The organism is Coprococcus sp. AF19-8AC (assembly GCF_003603115.1).
Classification (GTDB): domain Bacteria; phylum Bacillota; class Clostridia; order Lachnospirales; family Lachnospiraceae; genus Coprococcus; species Coprococcus aceti.
Genome location: NZ_QTMI01000001.1, coordinates 214,781 through 237,330, shown reverse-complemented (window position 1 = coordinate 237,330; position 22,550 = coordinate 214,781). Strand labels below are relative to the sequence as shown.

Below are 22,550 nucleotides of genomic sequence, written 5' to 3'. Positions count from 1 at the left end.
CACACCGCGGACTATGTATTTCTTAAACTGTTTTCAGACTGAGATAAATTTAATACTCATTTGTGGCTTTGTCAATTCCCAAATAGGGAAGAATATTCAAAAAAATATCTCTCACAACAGGGGCCGCTATGGTTCCTCCATAATATGTGCCCTCGGGCTCATCTATTAGCACGACCGTCAGGACTTGAGGATCATCCGCCGGCGCAAATCCTATAAAAGAAGATATGTATCTGCCTGTTCCTCTGGGAAGTTTCTCGCTCGTGGCGGTCTTTCCGCCTATCCTGCAGCCCTCTATGGCACACTTTGATCCGCCGCCCTCGGCAACGACTGCCTCAAGCATCTCCCGCATCTTCTGTGATGTCCCCTCATCTATAACCTGTCTCTGCTCGTCAAATTCAATGGCTGTAATAGTTTCTTTACTGCTGTCTATTATCCTTTTTCCCAAATGTGGAGTTACCGTATGCCCTCCATTCACAACCGTGCACACTGCAGATATGAACTGTATCGGAGTCACCTGGAATGACTGTCCAAACGACATGGTGGCAAGCTCTACCGGCCCGACATTTTCCTTCTTATGCATGATGGAGTTTGCCTCTCCGGGAAGGTCTATTCCGCTCTGACTGAACAATCCCAGCTTGTGATAATACTCGTACATGCCATCCACACCTGTTCTCTCTCCTATCTCCATAAACGCCGGATTGCAGGAATTCATGAGCGCCTCCTTAAGGCTCTGGCTTCCATGGCCCGTGGTCTTGCTGCACCTTATCCTTCTGTCCTCAACTATCTTATATCCCGGGCAGAAAAAGTTTGAGTTGCTGTCGACCGCTCCCTTCTCGAGTGCTGCCGTCAGTGTTATTATCTTGGCGGTTGATCCCGGCTCATATGTGTCGCTTATCAGATAATTTCTCCACATATTGTTCAACTCATCCATATTGCCGGCTGTAGGCAGCAACATGGATGTCCCGGATGCGCTGTTATTTCTCTCTGCATCTTCCCTTGTGTCTGTCTCTCCATCGTTCTCTGGCTTAACCAGTTTGAACGGTTCGTTCAGATTGTATTCCGGCACATCCACCATGGCATATATCTCGCCATTTTGGGGATTGATCGTTATTGCACACACCCTGTTTGCTTTTTTCTCGATCAGGACTTTCTCTGCAGCCTGTGTCACATATCTCTGTATATTGAGATCCAGTGTTGTCACGAGATCATTTCCGGAAATGGGCTCTGTCCTGGTTTCTGAATATTCCGCAAGCTCTATTCCCCTTGCATCCGTGACCGCATTTATGCTTCCATTTGTCCCTGTGAGCACACTGTCATATGTCACCTCAAGGCCCAGTATTCCCTGATTGTCAGCACCGGTGAAGCCTATAACCTTCGATGCAAGGGTATCATATGGATAGCTGCGCTTGTAATCCTCGTCCACCTTGATCCCCGGAACAGCAGCCGCCTTGATCTTTTTTCCGGTCTCCTTGTCTACATTTGACGCTATGAGCTCCCTTGAGGATACCTTCTCCACCTTCTTCCTGATGTCTGCCGGATCCTTATCCAGATATCTTGTAAGAAGCTCTGTGACCTCCGCCTCATCCTCTATCTGGCTGTGTATCACGGATATTGAACACACCGCCTTGTTGTCCGCTATGATATTGCCATTTCTGTCGTATATCCTTCCCCTGGGAGCTTTTATGCTTCTCTCCCTCTCATGCAGGGAATCTGCTTTCTCACTATAGTATTCTCCCCTGTAGAGCATTATGTATGCAAGACGGCCAACTATAACTCCCAGCGCTAGGGCCGCCATAACGAACACAAACTTTATCCTCCGCCTGTTATAACTGTATACCTTCAACTCTTGATCCCGGACTTTTTTATTATCATATTAGCCGGATGCCTCATGTATTCGCCTATTCGTGTACAAATCTATCTCTGCATTAAAAAAGCACCGGAGGTGTATCTGCACCTTCGATGCTTTGGTTTACTGTGTAAATTATCATTCGCCGGAATAGTCCTCGTCACCGCTCCACGTATCCGTGTCATCGCCTGTTCCGCTGTCATCCTCCCATGTATCGTCCGCCGTATAACTGTCGTCTGCCGTATCGTCATACGACGTGTCATCCGCCGATGTGTCGTCGGTCGATGTATCATCCGCTGATGTATCTTCCGCTGATGTGTCCTCAGCAGCCGCATCCTCTGTTGCCGCCTCTGTATCTGCAGTCTCTGTATCCGTGTCAAATGCTGATGATAGCGGTTCCTCCGTTCCGTCATAAGCCACATCATCTCCGTTTGTTGAGTATACATTCAGGTATGGAAGGAGATCCTGCATAACCTGATTGAACAGCTTTGCTCCTGCTCCTGATCCTGACTGATCCTCAACATGAGGCTCATCAACTACAACGTAAAGCATGATCTGAGGATTCTCAACAGGGGTGAATCCTATGAATGACAGTACGTATTTTCCATTTCCTCGAGGAAGCTTCTCGGCTGTACCTGTCTTACCACCGATGGTGTAGCCCTCTATTCCAGCCGCATATCCTGTACCTTCCTCAACAACCGCCTGGAGGTATGTCTTCATGTAATCCGACACTTCCTTGGATATGGTCTTTCTGACAAGCACCGGATCCATATTCTCAACCACATTTCCGTCTGAATCCAGAAGTCTCTTGACAACATGTGGCACATAATAATTTCCGCCGTTTATTACAGAACAGAATCCCGCTGCCATCTGGATCATGGATGTTGTAACACCCTGTCCAAATGAAGATGTCGCAAGCTCTGTAGGATTAAGATTCTCCACATCGTACTTAATACCTGTCGTCTCACCTTCGAGATCTATTCCTGTCTTGGAACCAATGTTAAATATCACCTGATATTTGTCAAATGTCTCTGGCCCCTCCTTGTCCGCTATCTGCATCAATGCATCATTACATGAAACAGCCAGAGCTCTCTTGACGTCTACCATTCCGTGTCCTGCTCTGTAACTACAGTAAATAGGGCTCTCTCCCTCGACTACGACCTGTGAACCATCACAGAGGAATTCATCTCCGTCTGAGATCACTCCATCCTCCATGGCTCCCGCTATGGTAAATGCCTTGTATGTTGAACCCGGCTCAAACACATCACTTATACAGTAATTCTGCCATACATAGTTGAGTGCCTCATATAACTGGTCTGATGTAAATCCATCTATCGTGCTATGGAACTCTTCATCCGACATCTTTGAGAAATCGTATTCCACTTCCTCAGTCTTTACATTCTTCTGTTCGGTGGTCGCTTCTGTGGATGATTCTGTGGTAGTGCCATCCTCGCTGCTCTCCGTTGTTGCTGTTGTATTTTTCTTTGCACTCTCAACGCTTATCAGGCTGTCCGCATTCTCATCTGCACCCTCGATCTCAACCTCCTGGGTGACGGTGACTGTCATGTTCCTGAGCGCCTGTGTGTTCATCGGGTCATTTGGATCGTAGGTACGTGAGCTTGCCATTCCAAGTATCTCGCCATTGTTTGGATCCATTGCTATGATACCTATCTGCTTAGCACCTGTATTCTGCATATACTCAGTGATGTTGTCCTCTATAATCTTCTGTATATTCATATCTATGGTGGATACTACTGTCTCACCATTCTGGGCTGCCACAGTCTCCGAGTCAACGCCGCCTAATCCCGACATATATCTGTAAGTCTTGCCATCCACACCGTTTAAGTAGTCATTATAATAACCCTCAATACCACCCTGTCCAACATTTCCGCTGGCGGTGTATCCGAGCAGGTGACACGCCAGAGATCCATTTGGGTAATTTCTCTTATACACCGTCTCGAATCTCACTCCTATGACATCTGCGCCCTCATCGGTCTTACAGTAATCCTCAAATGCCTTAACCTTTGTATATGGAAGATCCTTGAGGACTACCTCATAATAAGAATCCTCATTTGCAATGTGCTTGTCAAAATCGTCTCCTGACACATCGAAATACTCCAGCACCGCAGCTCTTGTTGCCGCCTTTCCCTTCTCCGTGATCAGAATATTCACAGGCTCAAGTATCAGGCTGTAGGTCTTCTCACTGTTTGCAAGGACATTTCCATTTCTGTCCAGTATCTCGCCTCTCTCATACGGAATATCCGTGGAATTGTAGTCCATCTGCAGAACCACCGCCTCCGAATACTCCTTTCCATTTGCCACGTTGATGTACACAACTCTTATGGTGAGTGCCACCAGAACTCCCACCACCAGCAAATATGCGATCTTGGTCTTTCTTCTCATTCCTTTTAAAAATAGCTTTGATCTCTTTGACATTTTATCTTTCCACCTTAAAAATTAAATATCCCTAAGACTACTTGGCCTTAGGGACATCCTTGTACTGTACTACGTAATCATCATTATTCTGTGAATAGTATAATGTTTGTCCCGGCTGTGAGTATACCATGCCGAGCTTAGTAGTTGCAATATTATATATCTCATCCAGATCTGTCATGGAATCAAGTCCTGCGCTGTAGCTTGCATTCTCGTCAAGCTGTGTTGCCACCTGACTCTTCAGCGTTGCCACTGACTCCTTCTGTGACTTGACATCTGATGTAAGTTTCAGAAGATAACAGCACAGCGCCACCGCAACGATTATCGCAGCAACCATGCCCGCCGTATATCTTATTTGTGCATTTGTAACTGCCTTTCTCTGTGCCTTTCTGGCTGCAAGCTCTCGTCTCTCTCTGTCAGTCAGATGAGATGATCCCTGTTTCTTTCTTCGCGCCGGCTGTGGAGCTCTCTCAGGTCTAACTGAAGGCTGTGGTCTTCTCGCCGGAGCGGCTGAGCCTCTGACTACAGCTTCGCGGGATCTGTTACGTCCAGTCCGGTCATCATAATTCAGTTGTCTTGCAGAACTACCCTCTGTGTAGTATCTTCTATCTGCCATCTATATCGCCTCTTTCATTTATATCTGTCAAATTGCCTCAAACACTCTGAGCTTTGAGCTCTTTGATCTGGAATTCTCCTCAAGCTCCCTTTCTCCCGGTATGATCGGTTTCCTCGTTATCACCTTGCCGAGAGGCTTTCTTCCGCATGTGCACACCGGAAAGTTCGGTGGACAAATGCATGGATTTTCATTTTTCCTGAATGCTAGCTTCACTATCCGATCCTCAAGGGAATGAAATGTGATGATACACAATCTTCCTCCCGGATTCAGGCTTGCTATCATGCCGTCTATTGAATCCCTGAGCACATCAAGCTCTCTGTTAAGCTCTATCCTGATCGCCTGAAATGTCTGCTTGGACGGATGTCCCTGTCCATTCCTCGCCTTTGCCGGTATGGAGCCACGGATTATATCGTTGAGCTCTTCGGTGGTCTCTATCACCTTGTTCTCACGGTACTTGCAAATGTGGTATGCAATACTCTTTGCATATCTCTCCTCTCCATAATCCTTAAGTATACGGAACAGCTCAGCCTCGGAATAATCATTGACTATATCCTTTGCAGTCTTTGTCTGCCTGTTGTCCATCCTCATATCCAGTGGAGCATCAACCCGATATGTGAATCCTCTATCCGCATTATCGAGTTGATATGAAGACACTCCCAGATCAAGGAGTATCCCGTCCACCTTCTGTATGTTCAGTTCATCCAATATTCTTCTGAAATTCTGGTAATTATCCCTGACTATGGTCACCTTATCCCCATACGGCTCAAGTCTCTTCGACGCTGCAGCTATGGCATCCTCATCCTGGTCGATACCTATAAGCCTGCCGCCCTCACCAAGCCTCTTCACAATCTGCTCTGAGTGTCCGGCTCCCCCTAATGTGCCATCCACATAGATGCCATCCGGCTTGATATTCAGGTTGTCGATGGTCTCCTCAAGCAAGACCGACTTGTGCGCAAATTCCATAATCAATTACCATTCTCTTCTAAAAACTAAAATCAAGTGCATCAAGCTCATCTGCAAGCTCGTCCATGCTGGCCTGATTATCACTCATGTTCTCAGGGCCATCCCACTCTTCCTTGCTCCAGATCTCCGCTTTCTCACCGTTACCGATGACATACACATCCTTGTCTATATGAGCATATTCTCTCTGCTTCGGAGATAGAAGTATTCTTCCCTGTGCATCCGGCTCACACTTGACCGCTCCGGCAAGAAAACCTCTCTTGAAGGCTCTGGCCGTTCTGTTGGTCATAGGAAGCTTGTTCAGCTTCTCAACGAACTCCTCCCACTCTGTCATTCCATATACATAGAGACAGCAGTCGATTCCTTTGGTTACCATGAATGACTCCCCGAGTTCAGAACGAAGTTTTAATGGCATGATCAGTCTTCCTTTTGCATCAAGCTTATGTTCATATTCACCTGATAAGCATCTGGACATCCCGATCTCCTCCTTTCGTATAACTCCGGTTCAATCACCACTTTCCACCACTTAGTTGCACAGTAATGCCACTTGTAACCACTATTCTATACTATAGCCCCCCAAATTGCAACCCTGTTATATGAAAAAAGTGTGTGCAAATACGCAAAAAAGCCTGTAGATCTAACAGTTTTCACTGTCAAACCTACAGGCTTTTTATGGTGGAGACAAATCCCAGTTTTTTCCCATTTCGTGGGGGATATCTCCACCTTGTGGGTATTTATCTGTATTGTCTCCCTGTTATATTATTTTTATTGCCACTTTTTCTGCGCTGAAATGCTATTTTGTGGCATCTTTGTCATCTTTCTTTTTTTCTCCAGCGTCATCTGATCCACCACTGGTCTCCACTTCTGTACCGGCAGCGTCTGCTTCACCACTGGTCTCCACTTCTGTATCCGCAGGATCACATTCGCCACTAATCTTCACTTCTGTGCCAGCGGCGTCTCCCATCACTGCAGCAGGCCAGCCACGCTTGGCACATCTTACATAATTTATGACAAGCAGTACCACAGCAGTTACAAAGCATACAAGTGCAAGCGCCTGGGATACCTTGATCCCTGTATTGCCGATCATCAGGGAATCACTTCTGAGACCTTCGACGATAAATCTTCCGAGTCCGTATCCTCCCACATATATAAGAGCGAACTCTCCTTTGAATTTCTTGTGCTTTCTATATATAAATAAGAACACAAGCAGCATAAGATTCCATAAGGACTCATACAGGAATGTCGGATGGACCGTTATGCAATCCATGCCGTCTATATTCACCACATTATCCAGCATCTTCTGTGTGATGACACCGGTTCTCTCCAGATAGTCAAGATTGCCATCAGATCTGTAGTAATCAAGCGGAATCGCCATGGCCATCTTACTGTTCGTATATGCGCCAAATGCTTCTCTGTTGAAGAAGTTTCCAAATCTTCCAAGTATCTGTCCGATCAGTATTCCAAAAGTGGCTGTATCCGCCATGAGTACAAAGCTGACTTTTCTCACCTTGCAGAATATTACCGCTGTGATGACTCCTGCAATGATTCCGCCGTATATGGCAAGTCCACCGCCTCTGATGTTCAGCATGGCTTTGATAGTGGCTCCCACATCACCCTGCACTATATACTGATCAAGTCTGAACAAAATGTAGTAAAGTCTTGCTCCAAGTATGGCCGGAATGATAAGTATAAGTATAAAATCCAGATACATTTCCGGATTCTGTTTTGTTCTCTTTGCCTCGTTTGTGACGAGTACATATGCCAGCAGGAATCCTATCATGATGATGATCCCGTAGAACCTTATCTCAAAATTTCCTATACTTATGTGGTCTCCCACATTTCTGAGTGTTATTCCCAGATTCGGGAAAAATATACTTCTAAAATATTCAGCTATCTGAGCCATATTATTCCACCTTATAAAATATACTTGTAGCAGCCAACTCTCCATATTGCAGAAAGGCAGCTGCCACTTTTCTAATACATCATTCAACGAAATTTACCACGTAAATTTCTATACATTAAACTTAAAGAGAATCACATCTCCATCCTCAACCACATATTCCTTGCCTTCCTGTCTTACAAGGCCCTTCTCCTTGGCAGCAAGCATGCTTCCGCAGTCCATGAGATCCTTGTAGCTGACAACCTCCGCCTTGATAAATCCTCTCTCAAAGTCTGAGTGAATCTTGCCAGCTGCTCCAGGTGCCTTCGTTCCCTTCTTGATGGTCCATGCCCTTGACTCTGTCTCTCCGGCTGTCAGATAACTGATAAGACCAAGAAGTGAGTAGCTTGCCTTGATAAGCTTGTCAAGACCAGACTCTTTAACTCCAAGATCCTCGAGAAACATCTTCTTCTCCTCATCATCAAGCTCTGCCAGCTCCTGTTCTATCTGTGCACATACTACAAATACCTCTGCATCGAAGTCCTTTGCGTATTCCTTTACCTTCTGTACATTCTCATTTGAAGCGCCATCGTCCGCAATGTCTTCCTCGCCTACATTTGCGGCAAATATTACAGGCTTCCATGTGAGAAGGTTATATTCCTCTATCCACGCCTGCTCGTCCTCATCTGCGACCTCTATGGTCTTTGCAAGCTTACCATCCTCAAGGTGAGCCTTGATCCTCTGCTGGAAGTCAAGCTCCTTCGCAAGCATCTTGTCATTTCTTGCACCTCTGATGGTCTTGGCGATCCTTCTGTCGAGCACCTCTATATCTGAGAAGATCAGTTCCAGATTGATGGTCTCTATATCTCTGATCGGGTCTACGGAACCGTCAACGTGGATGACATTTGTATCCTCAAAGCATCTTACAACATGAACTATGGCATCAACCTCTCTGATATTTGCAAGGAACTGGTTTCCAAGTCCTTCACCCTTTGATGCGCCCTTTACAAGACCCGCGATATCTACAAATTCTATAACAGCAGGTGTTGTCTTGGCTGAGTTGTACATCTCTGTGAGCTTGTCCAGCCTCTCATCCGGCACTGCAACGATTCCTACGTTTGGATCTATTGTACAGAACGGATAGTTAGCTGATTCCGCTCCTGCCTTTGTAAGTGAATTGAAAAGTGTACTTTTTCCCACGTTTGGGAGTCCTACGATACCTAATTTCATTTTTTCTATTTTCCTTTCTTAAAGCCTTGATTTTGCTTGATATTCTGACTTTGCCGATTATATGGTGTACCATTTAGTGTACCATCTGTTTTCAGGGCGCAAAAAGCCCCAATAGCACGGTAATTGTACTACACCCGTGGCTTAATTTCAATGTTTATAATTATTATCGGAATCCCATAACTATTTTTTACCCAGTGCCTCCTTCAAAACTTGATATATCGCAGTTCCATCCTTTTTTCGTGGTAAAATAAAATCTATGATCTCCGTTGCACGATTCTCATACTGTGTTCCCAATATACTTTTTTCTATCGAAAAGTGAACAGATTGGCGCCGACGAAGCGCTGGTAGCTGCCATACAGAACTTGATGAAGAATACTAAGCAATCTTTTGAAAAAGTGTGTATTTCCATGGGAATAAGTAAGACTGATATGGCACGCTACAAAAAAATGATCTGACCTGCAGCCTTTGATCAAAACTACAACAGCCAGCCGGGTTTTACCCCCGGCTGGCTGTTACATTTTATCAGTTCAGATATTTCTCCATCACTGTGTTCAATTTTTCAAAATCAAGCGGTTTCGCTATGTGTTCATCCATCCCCGTGTTCTTTGCAAGCTGCACATCCTCAGCAAATGCATTTGCGGTCATGGCTATGATAGGAATCTGGCCTCTTCTTCCAGGCAGTGCTCTTATAGCGGCGGTGGCCTCATACCCATTCATGACCGGCATCTGAACATCCATAAACACTATGTCATACCAGTTATCGGAGGCATTCTCTATTCTCTCCACAGCCTCCCTGCCATTCTCAACGATCTCCACACTGGCTCCCGTCATTCCTATGATCTCCGATGCGATCTCACTGTTCAGATCATTGTCCTCCACAAGAAGGACTCTCCTGTCCGAATAGTCAGATCTTCTGATATTCTTCCAGTCCCTTTTAATAAATATAATTATACTCCTCATTGTACATACTAGTTCCAACAGGGAAATTATACTGCAACCGGCTGTCATAGTCCGAAACAGTTCTCTGTTTTCAGACCTTAGACCCATATGGCTTTGTGTCACCGCTTTTCAACGGGTTTACTAAATATTTATTTTTCAAATTCTTTACATATAGATTACAATTCTCTGATTAAAGTATTATAATCATTTGTTTTATTTGTCAAGCATTTATTTAATTTTTTTCAGGTCTTTTCCGTTTTCCACTTCTTTGACATAACGATGTAGAATATGACGTTGAGCACGATGCCGACACATGTGGCTATAGGTGCTGCAAGTCCAATATTCGTAAGGCTAGCATCCGGCTGTATACTCATGTAGTAGGCAAGAGGCAGTCTAACGAGTAACGTCTGGATAAGTCCCTGGATCATGACCCACAGCGACTTCTCATGCCCATTGAAATATCCTATCATACTGAACAGCACCGCCGTGACTATAGTCTCAGGCGCAAATCCCCTCAGATACTCGAAGCCCCTCTGGATAACAGACGCATCGGTGGTGAAAATTGATGTCAGTTTGTCACCAAAGAACCACACGCCAATGAATACCACCACGCCGACAGAAAGTCCTATGCCCATACCGGTAAGCATCGCTTTTCTCGCTCTGTCCTCTTTTCCAGCTCCAACATTCTGCGATACAAATGAAGCCATAGACTGCATAAGCGAACTTGGTACCAGCATGGCAAAGCTGACTATCTTGCAGGCAACTCCATATCCGGATGATGCCTCCAGGCCAAGTCTGTTGATAAATGCACACAGCGCTAGAAATGACATCTGCGTGAGAAATTCCTGCATTGCAAGCGGAAGTCCAACTGAGAGCAATCTTCTGCACTGTCTGTTTAATCTGAAATCTTTTCTTGATATCTTAAATGGAAGCTTTTTCTTCTTCAGCAGCACAAGCGCAAGGACAACACTGACCGCCTGGGCAACCACTGTTGCTATGGCTGCACCCGCAGCATCAAGATGACATCCCGCAACCAGGATAAGGTCACCGATAACATTTACTATACATGCCACAAACACAAATATAAGAGGTGATTTGCTGTCTCCAAAACCTCTGAATATCGCGGTGAGCACATTGTAGGCCATAATGAAAAATATTCCGCCTCCGCATATCCTCACGTACGATGATGTAAGAGTGACCGCCTCTGCCGGTGCCTGCATCAACACGGACAAAGGTCTTGCAAACGTCACCATGACAACTGCCAGCACCACCGCAAGTATTGCAAATATGGTCGTGGCGCCTCCAAGAAGCTCTCCTATCTGATCCGTGTTCTTTTCGCCTATATATCTGGCAATAAGCACTGTGACACCCATAGCAAGTGCTGTTATCACAAATGTAACCAGATTGAGCACCTGGCTGCCCGTAGATACGGCTGAAAGTCCCGCCGTCGAACCGAATCTTCCAACCACCAGCAGATCAACCGCACCATATGCAGCCTGAAGTATCAATGCTCCAAGAATCGGTCCCATGAATGGGAGCATTTTTCTAATTATACTTCCCTGTGTAAAATCTGTTTTATCCTGTACACTCATCTTATGTCTTGACTCCTTTTGCTCATAACATCATAAATTTTTTCAATGGTCGCTATCATAATATCTGCATCTTCATCTGTGATATCGGTAAGAGACTCCCCCAGTCCTGTGAAATACTCATCAACATATTTGCCAACCAGATCTCTGCCAGCCTGAGTGCTCCTTATATACACAATACGTCCATCTGCCTCTGAAGCCTTCTTTTCCACAAATCCAAGGCGTTCCATATCCTTTATCGTCTTTGTCACTCCCGGTCTTGGGAGCCCCAGTTCATCACTTATATCACTGACCTTTACATCTGTGCCGTCAAGCTCCAGCTTCGTTATCACATCAAGATAATGTATGTGCGTCGGAGTCACTCCATTTGGCAGCTTGGGCATCATATCTCTGACTCTCTTAGCCTGGTAGCAGGCATCCATAACCTGTTTTATCTTTTCCTTTGTCATGGCTTTCCTTTCACGTAATAAAATGATTACCATCATTTTTTGACTTATCTGTCTTTTATTAACGTTTTTATTATTTCTAGTAATTACCTTTGATAATTACCGCAGGTAAGTATATCTATGTTTTCTCTTTTTGTCAAGGGACATATAAACTATTCATATGCCTGAGTAAGCCATTAGCCACCATGCATAAAAAATGCTCCACCTGATCCTCTCACAGATGAAGCATTTAATTATAAAACTTATTACTTACGCCGGACAACTTTACCAAAGCTCTCGTCAAGCCCTTTTTCTAACTCCCTTTACTATTCCCACAACCGATTCGATCAGAACCACCGCCACAAATGGTATTCCTGCAAGCGTTATGGCGAACATTATGTATTCGATTCCATTCAGAAAATGCTCCCATCCTCCTGTAGCCTGCGATACTATCCACATTTCATTGAGAACCAGAGCACCGATCAGTAATCCCAGTATCAATCCACAGATCATCCACGCCGCACAGATTATAGCGACATCTTTCAGCCGCACAATCTGATTATCGTATATCCATTTTCTGAATATAATATACAGAATTACGCATATCAGGGGTACAGCAAATACAACGACCAGATTGTAACTATCATTATATGTTTCTTCCACGTAATCAGACAGCGTCATAATGCTCCAGCATATGAGCTGTGCTATCAGACACAGTAATATTTTCTTCTTCATCTAGACCTCCTTGGGGGACCTCCTTGGGGGACGTTCCTTTTGTCACAAAGAGTGCCACCGTGTCCCTCAAAATACTTCTACAAAGCTATTTTCTTCTTTAAAGATATATTAAAAAGTACATTTGCTTTGATTTTCTTAAAACCTTACCCGTGACAGGGGACACTCTTCATGACAAAAGAAACGTCCCCACTTCACACAGCACCTGCATTCCGCCGGAAAGCAGCATCACCCACACCGGATTCAGTTTGAATTTCCTGAGCAGAACAACACTCACTGCAAATATCACCACAAGATTCCACTTAGTTCCTGCGAGACTTATCATATCGATACCAGTCCAGACCGCCGTCACCAATATCGAAACTCCCGCTGACGCGATCATAGCCACAACAGCCGGTCTTATGCCGCCGAGAATCTCCTGAAGAACATCCTGCTTGCGATATTTCAGATACAGCCTGACTATGACCGTTACAATGATACATGAAGGGAGTATACATCCGAGCGTGGCAACCGCCGCACCGGCATATCCGGCCACCCGTAGCCCCACAAATGTCGCCGAATTGACAGCTATAGGTCCCGGAGTCATCTGGGATATAGTGATCAAATCCGTGAACTCTGACATGGTCATCCACCCATGTATCTTCACTATCTGCCCCTGTATAAGCGGCATGGCGGCATAACCTCCGCCGAAACTGAAGAGTCCTATCTGGAAGAAACTTAGGAACAACTGCAAATAGATCATTATTCCATCCCCCCTTTGTCGGGATGGTTTTCAGGATTTCCGTCAGAAGTATCCTCTGTCTTTTTATGCCCACGCCCTCTTCTTTTCTCCAGCTGTCCTCTGCAAACGCCGACAAGTCCACAGACAATTACTATGAACACGACATTTATCTCCAATATGTAGGATGCAACAAATGCAGCTATCATGATCAATATCCCCAGATCATCCTTCTGCTTTACTATGTCTGCTCCCATATCATATGTCACTGATGCAATGACCGCAGCTACACCGGCCTGCATTCCCTCCAGCATCTCACTGATCACCCAGTTAGTCCTGAACGCGCTGTAACAGTAAGATATGATGGATATTATGACAAATGGCGGTATGATCGTTCCGATTATGGCCACCAGTGCCCCTGCTATACCGCACAGTTTGTATCCAACCGCTATCGCTCCATTTACTGCGATAGGTCCCGGCGACGATTGGGATATAGCCACAAGATCCAGCATCTCGTCCTGCTCTATCCAATGGTTTTCATCCACAAACTTTTTCTTCATAAGTGAAACGATGACGTATCCACCCCCGAAGGTAAAGACGCTCAGATATAATGTTGTTATGAATATCTTTAAAAGGGTCCTACCCTTTCTTTTTTCTTTTTCCATAATTAATCCTTGGGGACGTTCCTTTTGTCACGAGAAGCGTCCCTCTGTCCCACACTAGATATATATTCCTAATCAAGTCTAAATAATTTTCGTCTAAATATTTTTGCAACTGACATCTGCCATCTTCTGCATCATACTTTTTTTATCATCTTCTGTCGCAGACATTGCACGTATGGTTCTCTCAAACAATGATGTCAACTTTACTCCTTTTATTGCCCCATATCGAGTTTTCACCTTTCGCATGACAGGGGACACTCTCCGATACAAAAGGAACGTCCCTGATATATTCTATCATATACTTCTACAAATCGCTTTACTTCTTTTCAAAATATAGTATAATATTATATGTTTTGATTTTCTTAAACGATCGTTAAGCTATCGTATCTAATCAAATCCATTTTCATATGAATGATATTATATGAATCATGTTATACGAAACCCATAGTCATTTCAATTTTTCAACAATTACCTTTTTATAAATGTCTTTTTGTCTTATCGTGGTTGGTTTTTGATGGCTATATTTTTGATTACCGTGTTTTCATGAATCACATTTTAACATTTATTTTTTCCACACTGTACACATCACATTTTATCATTTTGGAGGAGGTCCTTTTATGCCAAGAAAACCAAGAGCTATATCTGAATCAAACATTTATCACGTTGTAATTCGCGGAGCAGACAGACAGCAAATGTTTGAAGAAAATAATGATTATGCCAAATACCTGGATATCCTGGGCTATTACAAAAAAGAATGCCAATTTGAAATCTACGCATATTGCCTGATGTCCAATCACGTTCATCTTCTCATACATACCCCTAACACCCCACTGGCGACTGTATTTCGCCGCATTAACACGCGTTATGCGGTTTGGTTTAATATGAAATATGATCGAACCGGCTTCCTGCAGCAAGGCAGATATTACAGTGAACCTGTTAACAATGAACGATACCTTCTCACTGTAGTCCGCTATATACACCAAAATCCGTACAAAGCTGGCATAGAAGCTTTTCCCGGCGAGTCTTACCCCTGGAGCAGTATCTACAGTTATCTATCAGGGAATTCGGCATTGGTAGATATCGGACTGATAAACAATCTAATTGGTGATTCAAATGCATTTACTACATTTCACCGAGAAACTGAAGGAGCTGACTGCCTGGACATTCATAAACTGACCAAAAGGCTCCCTGATGATGTTGCAAAGGAGTTAATTATAAAAGAAACTGGGTGTCCTACTATCACCGATTTTCAATTACTGCCTCTTTTAGAACAGAAAAAATACCTTGTTCATCTGCACGAACAAGGTATATCTATCAGACAGCTGAACCGTCTCACGGGTACATCTAAAGGAATTATCCAGCGAACCTTAACAGAAGGCACTCCTCACAACAGCGAACCTCAGCCTTGACAGGAAACACTCATCAGTACACGAGGACGCTCGTCAGTACACGGGGACACTCGTCAGTACACGGGGACACTCGTCGGTACACGGGGACACTCGTCAGTACAAAAGGAACGTCCCCACTTTACAAACATTTTATTTTATCAGCCTGAACTTCTTCGCAAACCTCACAATAAGACCTCCCTTAGGCATATTGAGAAGTTCCTCCTCCGTATATCCTCCGGCTTTGAGTATAGCCACCGCATAGAATATGATCGCCACAAATACTGCAACAAACATCGCGATCACCCAGTTGCCGAGAAGCTTCCTGCAGCCCTCATATACAATGATCGTAACAACACCCATGAAGATAGATGCTATAGTAGGTGCAACGTATATTCGCCTGTTGTCCATCTTGCCAGTCTTGTACTTTGTGAGCGAACGCTGGTTGAATATACATATGAGCAGCGAATTCACTATCGAACCAAATACCAGTGCATAAAGTGCCCAGTCTGTGCAGTACAGCATAACCACAAGAACCACCACATGTATCACCAGTGCAAGGGTTGCATTGATAACCGGTGCCATCACCTTACCCATGGCCTGAAGCACACTGTTGGTTACAGTTGACTGTGCAAAGAACACTATGGATATGAATCCAAGATACATACATTTGGCTGCCATCGGATCCGCACCTGAGAACAGGAGCTGTATTATAGGCTTAGCCAGGACTCCCATTCCAACCGCACATGGTATGGTGACCAGCATGGACATGCTGAGCGCCTGATTCAGGAGTTTATTGGTTTTCTGCATGTCATTTCTTGCATACGCACCGGATATTCCCGGAATATATGCGATTCCAACTGAAGCTGCTATGGCAAGCGGAAGGTTCGTGAGAACTGTATACTGTCCTGAGTAAATTCCATACAGCTTTGCCATCTCCAGGGAATCCATGCCCTTCATCTTCATGACCACATAGAATACCTTCATGTCTATAGGTGTGAGCACGTTATACACCACTGCTGCCACCACGATAGGTGTGACTGTGGCAATGATTATTCTGAACAGCTTTCCATAGGATTCCGTGTCAGGACTTGTATCGCTCTTCACAGACTCCATGATACCCTTTCTTCTTCTCGCATAAGCGAACAGTATGAATATCAATCCTCCAAGGACTCCGGCACCTGTACCCATGGCACTTCCGGCAGAACCATACTTTGCATGCTCGGTTGTTCCAGCGGCAAATGGCTTTGCAAGCATATACGCAGCGACGATACTGACTACTGCATTTGCAAGCTGCTCTATGATCTGCGATATAGATGTAGGCACCATCGTGTTGTACGCCTGCAGATATCCTCTGAATATTGCAAGAAAGCCCGATATAAATATAGTAGGGGCAAGTATCTTAAGACTTAAGACTGCATTTGGCTGGTCACTTACAAACCATTCGGCTCCAAAGTACGTGATCAGTGCCGCCACAGCACCCGCTATGACTACATATATAAATGTACAGTAGTATATACGTCTGGCACTCTTGTACTGTCCCATAGCTATCTTACCGGCAACAAGCTTCGACACCGCTGTAGGAATACTGTATGTGGCGATCATTATGACCATGGCGTATATTGCATACGCTGAACCATAATATCCATTTCCCTCATCTCCAAGTATCTGATACAGAGGCGATCTGTACAGAAGGCCGATGATCCTCGACACGATTCCGGCTCCCGCCAGGATTCCTGCCTGAAGCGCCAGATTACTTCCCTTTCCTGATAGCTTTCCTTTCTTTGCCGTACCGGTATTTGTACTCATATCTAACTCCTTATTGCCATTTCTAAATCACTGTTGTAAAATTCAATTTGTATCTTTGATATATATCACAAACTATATATATACCAATTTTATGCAGTTAATTCAACCATAATATTTATAAACACGATGCATATTATGACCAAATATACCACAAGGAGGAACTTTAACCATGGAATACTCTTCACTTCCAAAGGATCCTATGGTGCTTCTCAGCTTCATCAACACGAAGCTCAGAGATGACTATCCAAGTCTTGACGAGCTCTGCAGCTCACTATGTGTAAATGCAGATGATATCAAGAGTAAGCTCGCATCCATCGACTATTCATACGATGCAGAAAAGAACAGATTTGTGTAAAAGCAAATCTGTTCTTTTCTCTTTTGTCAGACAGGGACAGCATCTGCTTTCCCCGTGCTGATATTATGTTTTATTTATCCTGATTTCCGGAAATTTTTTTATCACTCTCCGGTTTTGCCTGACCATTTCCAACTTCTTCAGCGTCATCTTTGCTGTCAGCTTCCTTATCAGGCTCTGCATCACTTCCTACTATATTATTTGCAAGCTTTTCAGCGTCCGCCCTGCTGGCCACGCTCTTCATAACATGCATGAATTTATCAAATATACTGATAGGATCATCATCTGAATCATCGTCATCCTGAGACTGATCATCTGCATGCGCAGTGCCAGACTTCACATATTCATCATCTGGAAGATCTGATGGGTACTGAAGCATATGCTGCTTCTGCTTGAGCTTCCTTTTGTTCTCACGCTCCGCAAGCTTCTGCTCCGGCGTCTTCTTCTTGAACCTTATATCCTCTTCTTCCTCAGTTATATATATCGGCTCTCCCGTCTCCTCATCTATCCTGCGGATCTTCTCATACTCGGATGTCTTGAACGCAAGATTCTTCTCCTGCAGCTTTGCAGTGCATGTCCTGTTGATGTACATGTAACAGCAGGCAAATACAGGAACTCCGAGAAGCATTCCAAAGAATCCGAACAAACCGCCGCCAACTATGACCGCTGTGAGCACCCAGAAGCTTGAAAGTCCTGTGGTATCTCCGATGATCTTCGGTCCGAGGATATTGCCATCAAACTGCTGCAGTACAAGTATAACAATAAGCAGCACAAGACTCTTTATAGGATCTGCAATGAGCACGATGAAGAAACATGGCACAGCTCCTATGATAGGTCCGAAGAACGGTATGACATTTGTCACTCCGACGATAACACTTATCAGAACCGCATATGGCAGATTGAGTATCGTTGAAACTATGAACATGATCATTCCAATGATAAGTGAATCAAGTATCTTACCATTAATAAACTGACCAAATATCCTGTTCATCTCTGAAAGTCCGTCAAGGATAGTATTTGCATTCTTCACCTTGAATACCGCATATATGATCTTCTTTCCCCTAGATGCAAGATATTCCTTGTTTGCCATCACATATATCGAAGCGATAATACCGATGAAGAAATTGTATAGGAACTTAAGACCTGAGAACACTCCACTTCCTATATTCACCACGATCTTGTCCACATTTGGCATGATCTTGGTATTCAGCATATCCTGAACCTTGAGATATGCATTGTTCATATACTTGTTGATCTGATCCTCAGGTATATTGAGCTTCTGGAACTTCTCATTTATATTCTCCACCATCGTCTGAAGGTTGGAATAATAGGTATCCATGTTGCCCACAAGCTGCTTGATACTGTCGTAGAGCTGAGGAACCACCAGCCACACTATTCCGGTTATGATTCCAAGGAACACTATGGTAGTTAAAATAACCGACAAAGTTCTCGAAACCTTGAACAATTTTTTCTTATCCGATATGACTCTCTCTTGGAATATCGTATGAAATAATCTGTCGAAAAAAACAAGTATCGGGTTCATGAGAAACGCAATGACTGCGCCCACTATGATCGGTGCAAATGCACTCGATATCTTGTCAAGTATCGCACGAAATCCCGACCATTGCTCCAGTATCTTATTAAAAAGGAGTCCGACAATGATTATTCCTATGACCGCCAGACTTATGTTGAGAATTCTTTTCTTCTTATTATTAACAGCCAACTTCTTCTCTCCCATTCTTTAGCATGTGTTTATTATATTAGTTTTTCCAAACCTGTTCAATACAGCTTACGCAAAATTAACCATACATTTATCATTTAATCTCATAAATTTTATAATTCGTGCATATAATGCACTTTAGGGGATAGTATGTTCAGAAAATTTATGTTGTTTACCCTACTGTTTTTTAGTAAAATGAGAGCTAGCCAAGGGCAAATGCGAAAACTATCGCATACCAGGATTTCCTAAACAAGGGAGGTGTTCTATATGAATTGGGAGATTGCAACCTGGCTTATCATATTTGCCGTATGTCTCATTGCTGAGATCATATCGCTTGGACTTACAACCATCTGGGCATGTGGAGGAGCCCTGGTGGCAATGATCATCGCTTTTTTCAGCGGATCGCTGCCACTACAGATCGTTGCATTTCTTGTTGTCACCACTATTCTTTTCTTCACGACAAGACCGATTGCCAAGAAGCATCTTGACAACCAACTGGTGAAGACAAACGTAGAAAGTCTTATCGGCAAACACGTTATCGTATCTGCTGACATAGACAATCTCAAGTCCACCGGTCAGGTCTTGATCAACGGAGTTGAGTGGACAGCAAGATCCAAACATGGCGATACCATTGAAACCGGAACCGAGGTCGTGATCGACGAGATATCCGGAGTCAAAGCAATCGTAGAAAAGGCAGGAAAGCCGGCAATATAAAGCTAAGGGCTTATCAGCTTAAGACACACACATTTTTAATTAAGGAGATTATTATGGACGGAGCAGGAATTTCACTTATTATCATTTTATGTCTGATCGTAATCGTTATTATTTGCAGTACGATCAAGATCGTGCCACAGGCACACGCTTATGTAATTGAGAGACTTGGAACATATCAGGCAACATGGTCTGTTGGACTTCACATGAAGATGCCTGTTATCGATAAGGTAGCCAAGAAGGTTACACTCAAGGAGCAGGTTGTTGACTTTGCTCCACAGCCGGTTATCACAAAGGATAACGTAACAATGAGGATCGACACAGTCGTATTCTTCCAGATCACAGATCCTAAGCTTTTCAGCTACGGAGTTGAGAATCCTATCATGGCCATCGAGAACCTGACAGCTACCACACTTCGTAACATCATCGGTGACCTCGAGCTTGACCAGACACTTACATCAAGAGAGACAATCAACACCAAGATGAGAGCAACACTTGACGAGGCTACTGATCCTTGGGGAATCAAGGTCAACAGAGTAGAGCTCAAGAACATCATCCCTCCTGCAGCTATTCAGGATGCCATGGAGAAGCAGATGAAGGCAGAGCGTGAGAGACGTGAGCAGATCCTCCGTGCTGAAGGTGAGAAGAAGTCAGCCATCCTCATCGCAGAAGGTAACAAGCAGTCAGTCATCCTTGAGGCCGAGGCTGAGAAGGCTTCTCAGATCCTCCGTGCTGAGGCTAAGAAGGAAGCAACTATCAAGGAAGCCGAAGGTCAGGCACAGGCTATCCTCGCTGTACAGCAGGCAAATGCAGATGGTATCAGAGCACTGAATGAGTCAATGCCTACAAATCAGGTCATCACTCTAAAGAGCCTGGAAGCATTTACAAAGGCTGCAGACGGCAAGGCTACCAAGATCATCATCCCATCAGAGATACAGGGAATCGCAGGTCTCACCTCTTCTATTGTAGAGGTTGCCAAGAGCACTGAAACTGCTGCCATATCAAAGCAGTAAGCAAAGAGATTAATCACAAAAGGCATACATGACAGTACATTTCACTGTACCGTCCATGTATGCCTTTTCTTATAACTTCATATGTATATCATTCAGGATATTATAATAGTCTTTCATATATAGAAACATATATAGTATTATTGCTCTGGAACCGGAAGTCTTGCGGTCTCATGCTGCAGTTCATCCAGCACTGATCCAAATTCATATGTAACATTTATGATCTTATCCTGTCCCTTCGGGATACCGTACACAACATATTGATACACCACAGACATTGGAGTAAGGGCATCATCTGTATATTCACCATAGAAAATCTTTCTCTTAATTGGATCCGTATCACTATCCGTATCTATAACCACAATGTCAAAGTTTCCTATCCTTGCGCCGTGATTTAACAGTATATCGCTCACCAGATAATAGTCATAACTGTCATAATCAAATTCTACTTCACTCAGATAACTTATCTCATCAGTGGTAATTTCCGCCCCACCTGGAAGAGTATATTTCTTATCATTCTCAATTTTCTGTCCATACTCTCCATCGTATATTTTGTATAACTTTCCCTTAGGAGTGTCAAGCTTACTCACATCATACCAAACCGATGCATCAGCCTTTTCGCCTACCACATACATAATATTTGTAGGAGTAGACTGACCTTCTGGTGATTCAGGATCATCATTCTGACAGTATACAACCATATACCCATAATCATCTGACCTGACCATAAAGTACATATGTCCATGATCAGCATCCACTACTTCTGATATGTCATTGGCATCTGCATATCCATCATATGACATCAAAATGTCTATGTCCTCCTGACTCATAGGTTCCAACATCATACAAGATTTTGATCTGAGATATACATCAAAATAATCTCTTCCGTCTGGCATACCCTCTGCATCTGAACTCCCATCGTCCGTAGCATCCATCTCATATTCCATATCGTATACCACATATCCTTCGGGAACATCGGCATCTTCCAGCTCTATCGGCTCCACTGAATTGATCGTTAACCACGACGTATTTCCAACAGGATCCACATTCACCATCTTGTCTCCAAATGCATATCCTTTGACTGGGATACTATCAACATAATAATTCCCATCGCCACTGTATATTTCATCATTTGTATCCTCATATTCGCCTTCTGATTCTTCATCAAACCCAAGACTTTTGTCATGATCTGACGTGAGCGCCGAATAAACGGTCCCCAGACATATTATCAGGGAAAATACAATGATAATTATCATGCTGACTTTTTCCAGTCTCTTTTCATTATCGAGTACATCTTTTTCTTTCTTCTTGAACCACTCGCTGTGCACATTTCCATACTGTTTATTCTTGTCTTCAATATGGGATGTCTGATCCTGATTGTGATCTCCGGCATCTGCCGGAGCTGCTCCGCTTTCAAACTGCCCATCTATGTTTTTCTCCACATACCATGAACCGCATCTCGGACACATATGCCCTGTCTTTTCGGGGTAAAATTTTTTACCGCAGCTTTTGCATGTAACCTTCACTCATTCAC

Annotated in this window: 20 protein-coding genes and 1 riboswitch; of the genes, 4 read left to right on the top strand and 16 right to left on the bottom strand. The window is 43.9% G+C overall.

Features of this window, described 5'->3' with window-relative positions; all coding sequences use genetic code 11:
* Positions 1-49: 49 nt before the first annotated feature.
* The 13 genes from DWX57_RS01130 to DWX57_RS01070 all read right to left on the bottom strand — a co-directional run bounded on the left by DWX57_RS01130 (position 50) and on the right by DWX57_RS01070 (position 14,032).
* On the bottom strand, positions 50-1,795 hold the full coding sequence (locus DWX57_RS01130; RefSeq protein ID WP_120123137.1) for a peptidoglycan D,D-transpeptidase FtsI family protein: 1,746 nt from the start codon (positions 1,793-1,795) through the stop codon (positions 50-52).
* A 189-nt stretch (positions 1,796-1,984) separates the two neighbouring features.
* On the bottom strand, positions 1,985-4,282 hold the full coding sequence (locus tag DWX57_RS01125) for a peptidoglycan D,D-transpeptidase FtsI family protein (RefSeq protein ID WP_118757602.1): 2,298 nt from the start codon (positions 4,280-4,282) through the stop codon (positions 1,985-1,987).
* 37 nt (positions 4,283-4,319) lie between these two features.
* Positions 4,320-4,895 carry a hypothetical protein gene (locus tag DWX57_RS01120; RefSeq protein WP_120122895.1) on the bottom strand — a complete coding sequence of 192 codons (576 nt, stop codon included), beginning with the start codon at positions 4,893-4,895 and terminating at the stop codon, positions 4,320-4,322.
* 27 nt (positions 4,896-4,922) lie between these two features.
* Positions 4,923-5,858, bottom strand: coding sequence for a 16S rRNA (cytosine(1402)-N(4))-methyltransferase RsmH (gene rsmH / locus DWX57_RS01115; RefSeq protein ID WP_015533170.1), 936 nt, complete (start codon positions 5,856-5,858; stop codon positions 4,923-4,925).
* Positions 5,859-5,877: 19 nt separating this feature from the next.
* Positions 5,878-6,330: a division/cell wall cluster transcriptional repressor MraZ gene (gene mraZ, locus DWX57_RS01110; protein ID WP_015533171.1), complete on the bottom strand. Its 453-nt coding sequence runs from the start codon at positions 6,328-6,330 to the stop codon at positions 5,878-5,880.
* Positions 6,331-6,648: 318 nt separating this feature from the next.
* Positions 6,649-7,758 (bottom strand): prolipoprotein diacylglyceryl transferase, encoded by a 1,110-nt coding sequence (gene lgt / locus DWX57_RS01105; RefSeq protein ID WP_120122894.1) that lies wholly within the window; start codon positions 7,756-7,758, stop codon positions 6,649-6,651.
* A gap of 108 nt (positions 7,759-7,866) precedes the next feature.
* The gene (gene ychF / locus DWX57_RS01100) at positions 7,867-8,964 is read right to left on the bottom strand and encodes a redox-regulated ATPase YchF (RefSeq protein WP_055223899.1); all 1,098 of its coding nucleotides are present in this window, start codon (positions 8,962-8,964) and stop codon (positions 7,867-7,869) included.
* A gap of 522 nt (positions 8,965-9,486) precedes the next feature.
* A complete protein-coding gene (locus tag DWX57_RS01095) occupies positions 9,487-9,924 on the bottom strand; it encodes a response regulator (protein WP_118757600.1) in 438 nt (145 codons plus the stop codon).
* 29 nt (positions 9,925-9,953) lie between these two features.
* A riboswitch (cyclic di-GMP riboswitch) is annotated at positions 9,954-10,056 on the bottom strand.
* Between the two features lie 89 nt (positions 10,057-10,145).
* Positions 10,146-11,495, bottom strand: coding sequence for an MATE family efflux transporter (locus DWX57_RS01090; RefSeq protein WP_120122893.1), 1,350 nt, complete (start codon positions 11,493-11,495; stop codon positions 10,146-10,148).
* On the bottom strand, positions 11,492-11,941 hold the full coding sequence (locus tag DWX57_RS01085) for a MarR family winged helix-turn-helix transcriptional regulator (RefSeq protein WP_120122892.1): 450 nt from the start codon (positions 11,939-11,941) through the stop codon (positions 11,492-11,494). Before DWX57_RS01085 ends, DWX57_RS01090 begins: the two co-directional genes overlap by 4 nt.
* Before the next feature lie 276 nt (positions 11,942-12,217).
* The gene (locus DWX57_RS01080; protein WP_120122891.1) at positions 12,218-12,652 is read right to left on the bottom strand and encodes a hypothetical protein; all 435 of its coding nucleotides are present in this window, start codon (positions 12,650-12,652) and stop codon (positions 12,218-12,220) included.
* A gap of 166 nt (positions 12,653-12,818) precedes the next feature.
* Positions 12,819-13,391 (bottom strand): chromate transporter, encoded by a 573-nt coding sequence (locus tag DWX57_RS01075; RefSeq protein ID WP_120122890.1) that lies wholly within the window; start codon positions 13,389-13,391, stop codon positions 12,819-12,821.
* Positions 13,391-14,032: a chromate transporter gene (locus tag DWX57_RS01070; RefSeq protein WP_120122889.1), complete on the bottom strand. Its 642-nt coding sequence runs from the start codon at positions 14,030-14,032 to the stop codon at positions 13,391-13,393. Before DWX57_RS01070 ends, DWX57_RS01075 begins: the two co-directional genes overlap by 1 nt.
* 614 nt (positions 14,033-14,646) lie before the next feature.
* Here DWX57_RS01070 and DWX57_RS01065 point away from each other — a divergent pair.
* Entirely contained in the window at positions 14,647-15,438 is a 792-nt protein-coding gene (locus tag DWX57_RS01065) for a transposase (RefSeq protein WP_120122888.1), read from the top strand.
* Between the two features lie 129 nt (positions 15,439-15,567).
* Here the strand turns inward: DWX57_RS01065 and DWX57_RS01060 are convergent, their stop codons facing one another.
* Positions 15,568-17,223: a putative polysaccharide biosynthesis protein gene (locus DWX57_RS01060; RefSeq protein ID WP_119998966.1), complete on the bottom strand. Its 1,656-nt coding sequence runs from the start codon at positions 17,221-17,223 to the stop codon at positions 15,568-15,570.
* 169 nt (positions 17,224-17,392) lie between these two features.
* Here DWX57_RS01060 and DWX57_RS01055 point away from each other — a divergent pair, with 169 nt between their 5' ends.
* The gene (locus DWX57_RS01055) at positions 17,393-17,578 is read left to right on the top strand and encodes a DUF4250 domain-containing protein (RefSeq protein ID WP_015533181.1); all 186 of its coding nucleotides are present in this window, start codon (positions 17,393-17,395) and stop codon (positions 17,576-17,578) included.
* 70 nt (positions 17,579-17,648) lie between these two features.
* Here DWX57_RS01055 and DWX57_RS01050 read toward each other — a convergent pair whose 3' ends face one another.
* Positions 17,649-19,298, bottom strand: a complete 1,650-nt coding sequence (locus DWX57_RS01050; RefSeq protein WP_243105793.1) for an AI-2E family transporter — start codon at positions 19,296-19,298, stop codon at positions 17,649-17,651.
* 264 nt (positions 19,299-19,562) lie between these two features.
* On the opposite strand from DWX57_RS01050, the gene DWX57_RS01045 reads away from it, so the two are divergent.
* Complete coding sequence (locus tag DWX57_RS01045) at positions 19,563-20,009, top strand: NfeD family protein (RefSeq protein ID WP_015533182.1); 447 nt, start codon at positions 19,563-19,565, stop codon at positions 20,007-20,009.
* 53 nt (positions 20,010-20,062) lie between these two features.
* The gene (locus tag DWX57_RS01040) at positions 20,063-21,019 is read left to right on the top strand and encodes an SPFH domain-containing protein (RefSeq protein ID WP_055143974.1); all 957 of its coding nucleotides are present in this window, start codon (positions 20,063-20,065) and stop codon (positions 21,017-21,019) included.
* A gap of 137 nt (positions 21,020-21,156) precedes the next feature.
* Here DWX57_RS01040 and DWX57_RS01035 read toward each other — a convergent pair whose 3' ends face one another.
* Positions 21,157-22,542, bottom strand: coding sequence for a hypothetical protein (locus tag DWX57_RS01035; RefSeq protein WP_133300862.1), 1,386 nt, complete (start codon positions 22,540-22,542; stop codon positions 21,157-21,159).
* Between the last annotated feature and the right edge of the window lie 8 nt (positions 22,543-22,550).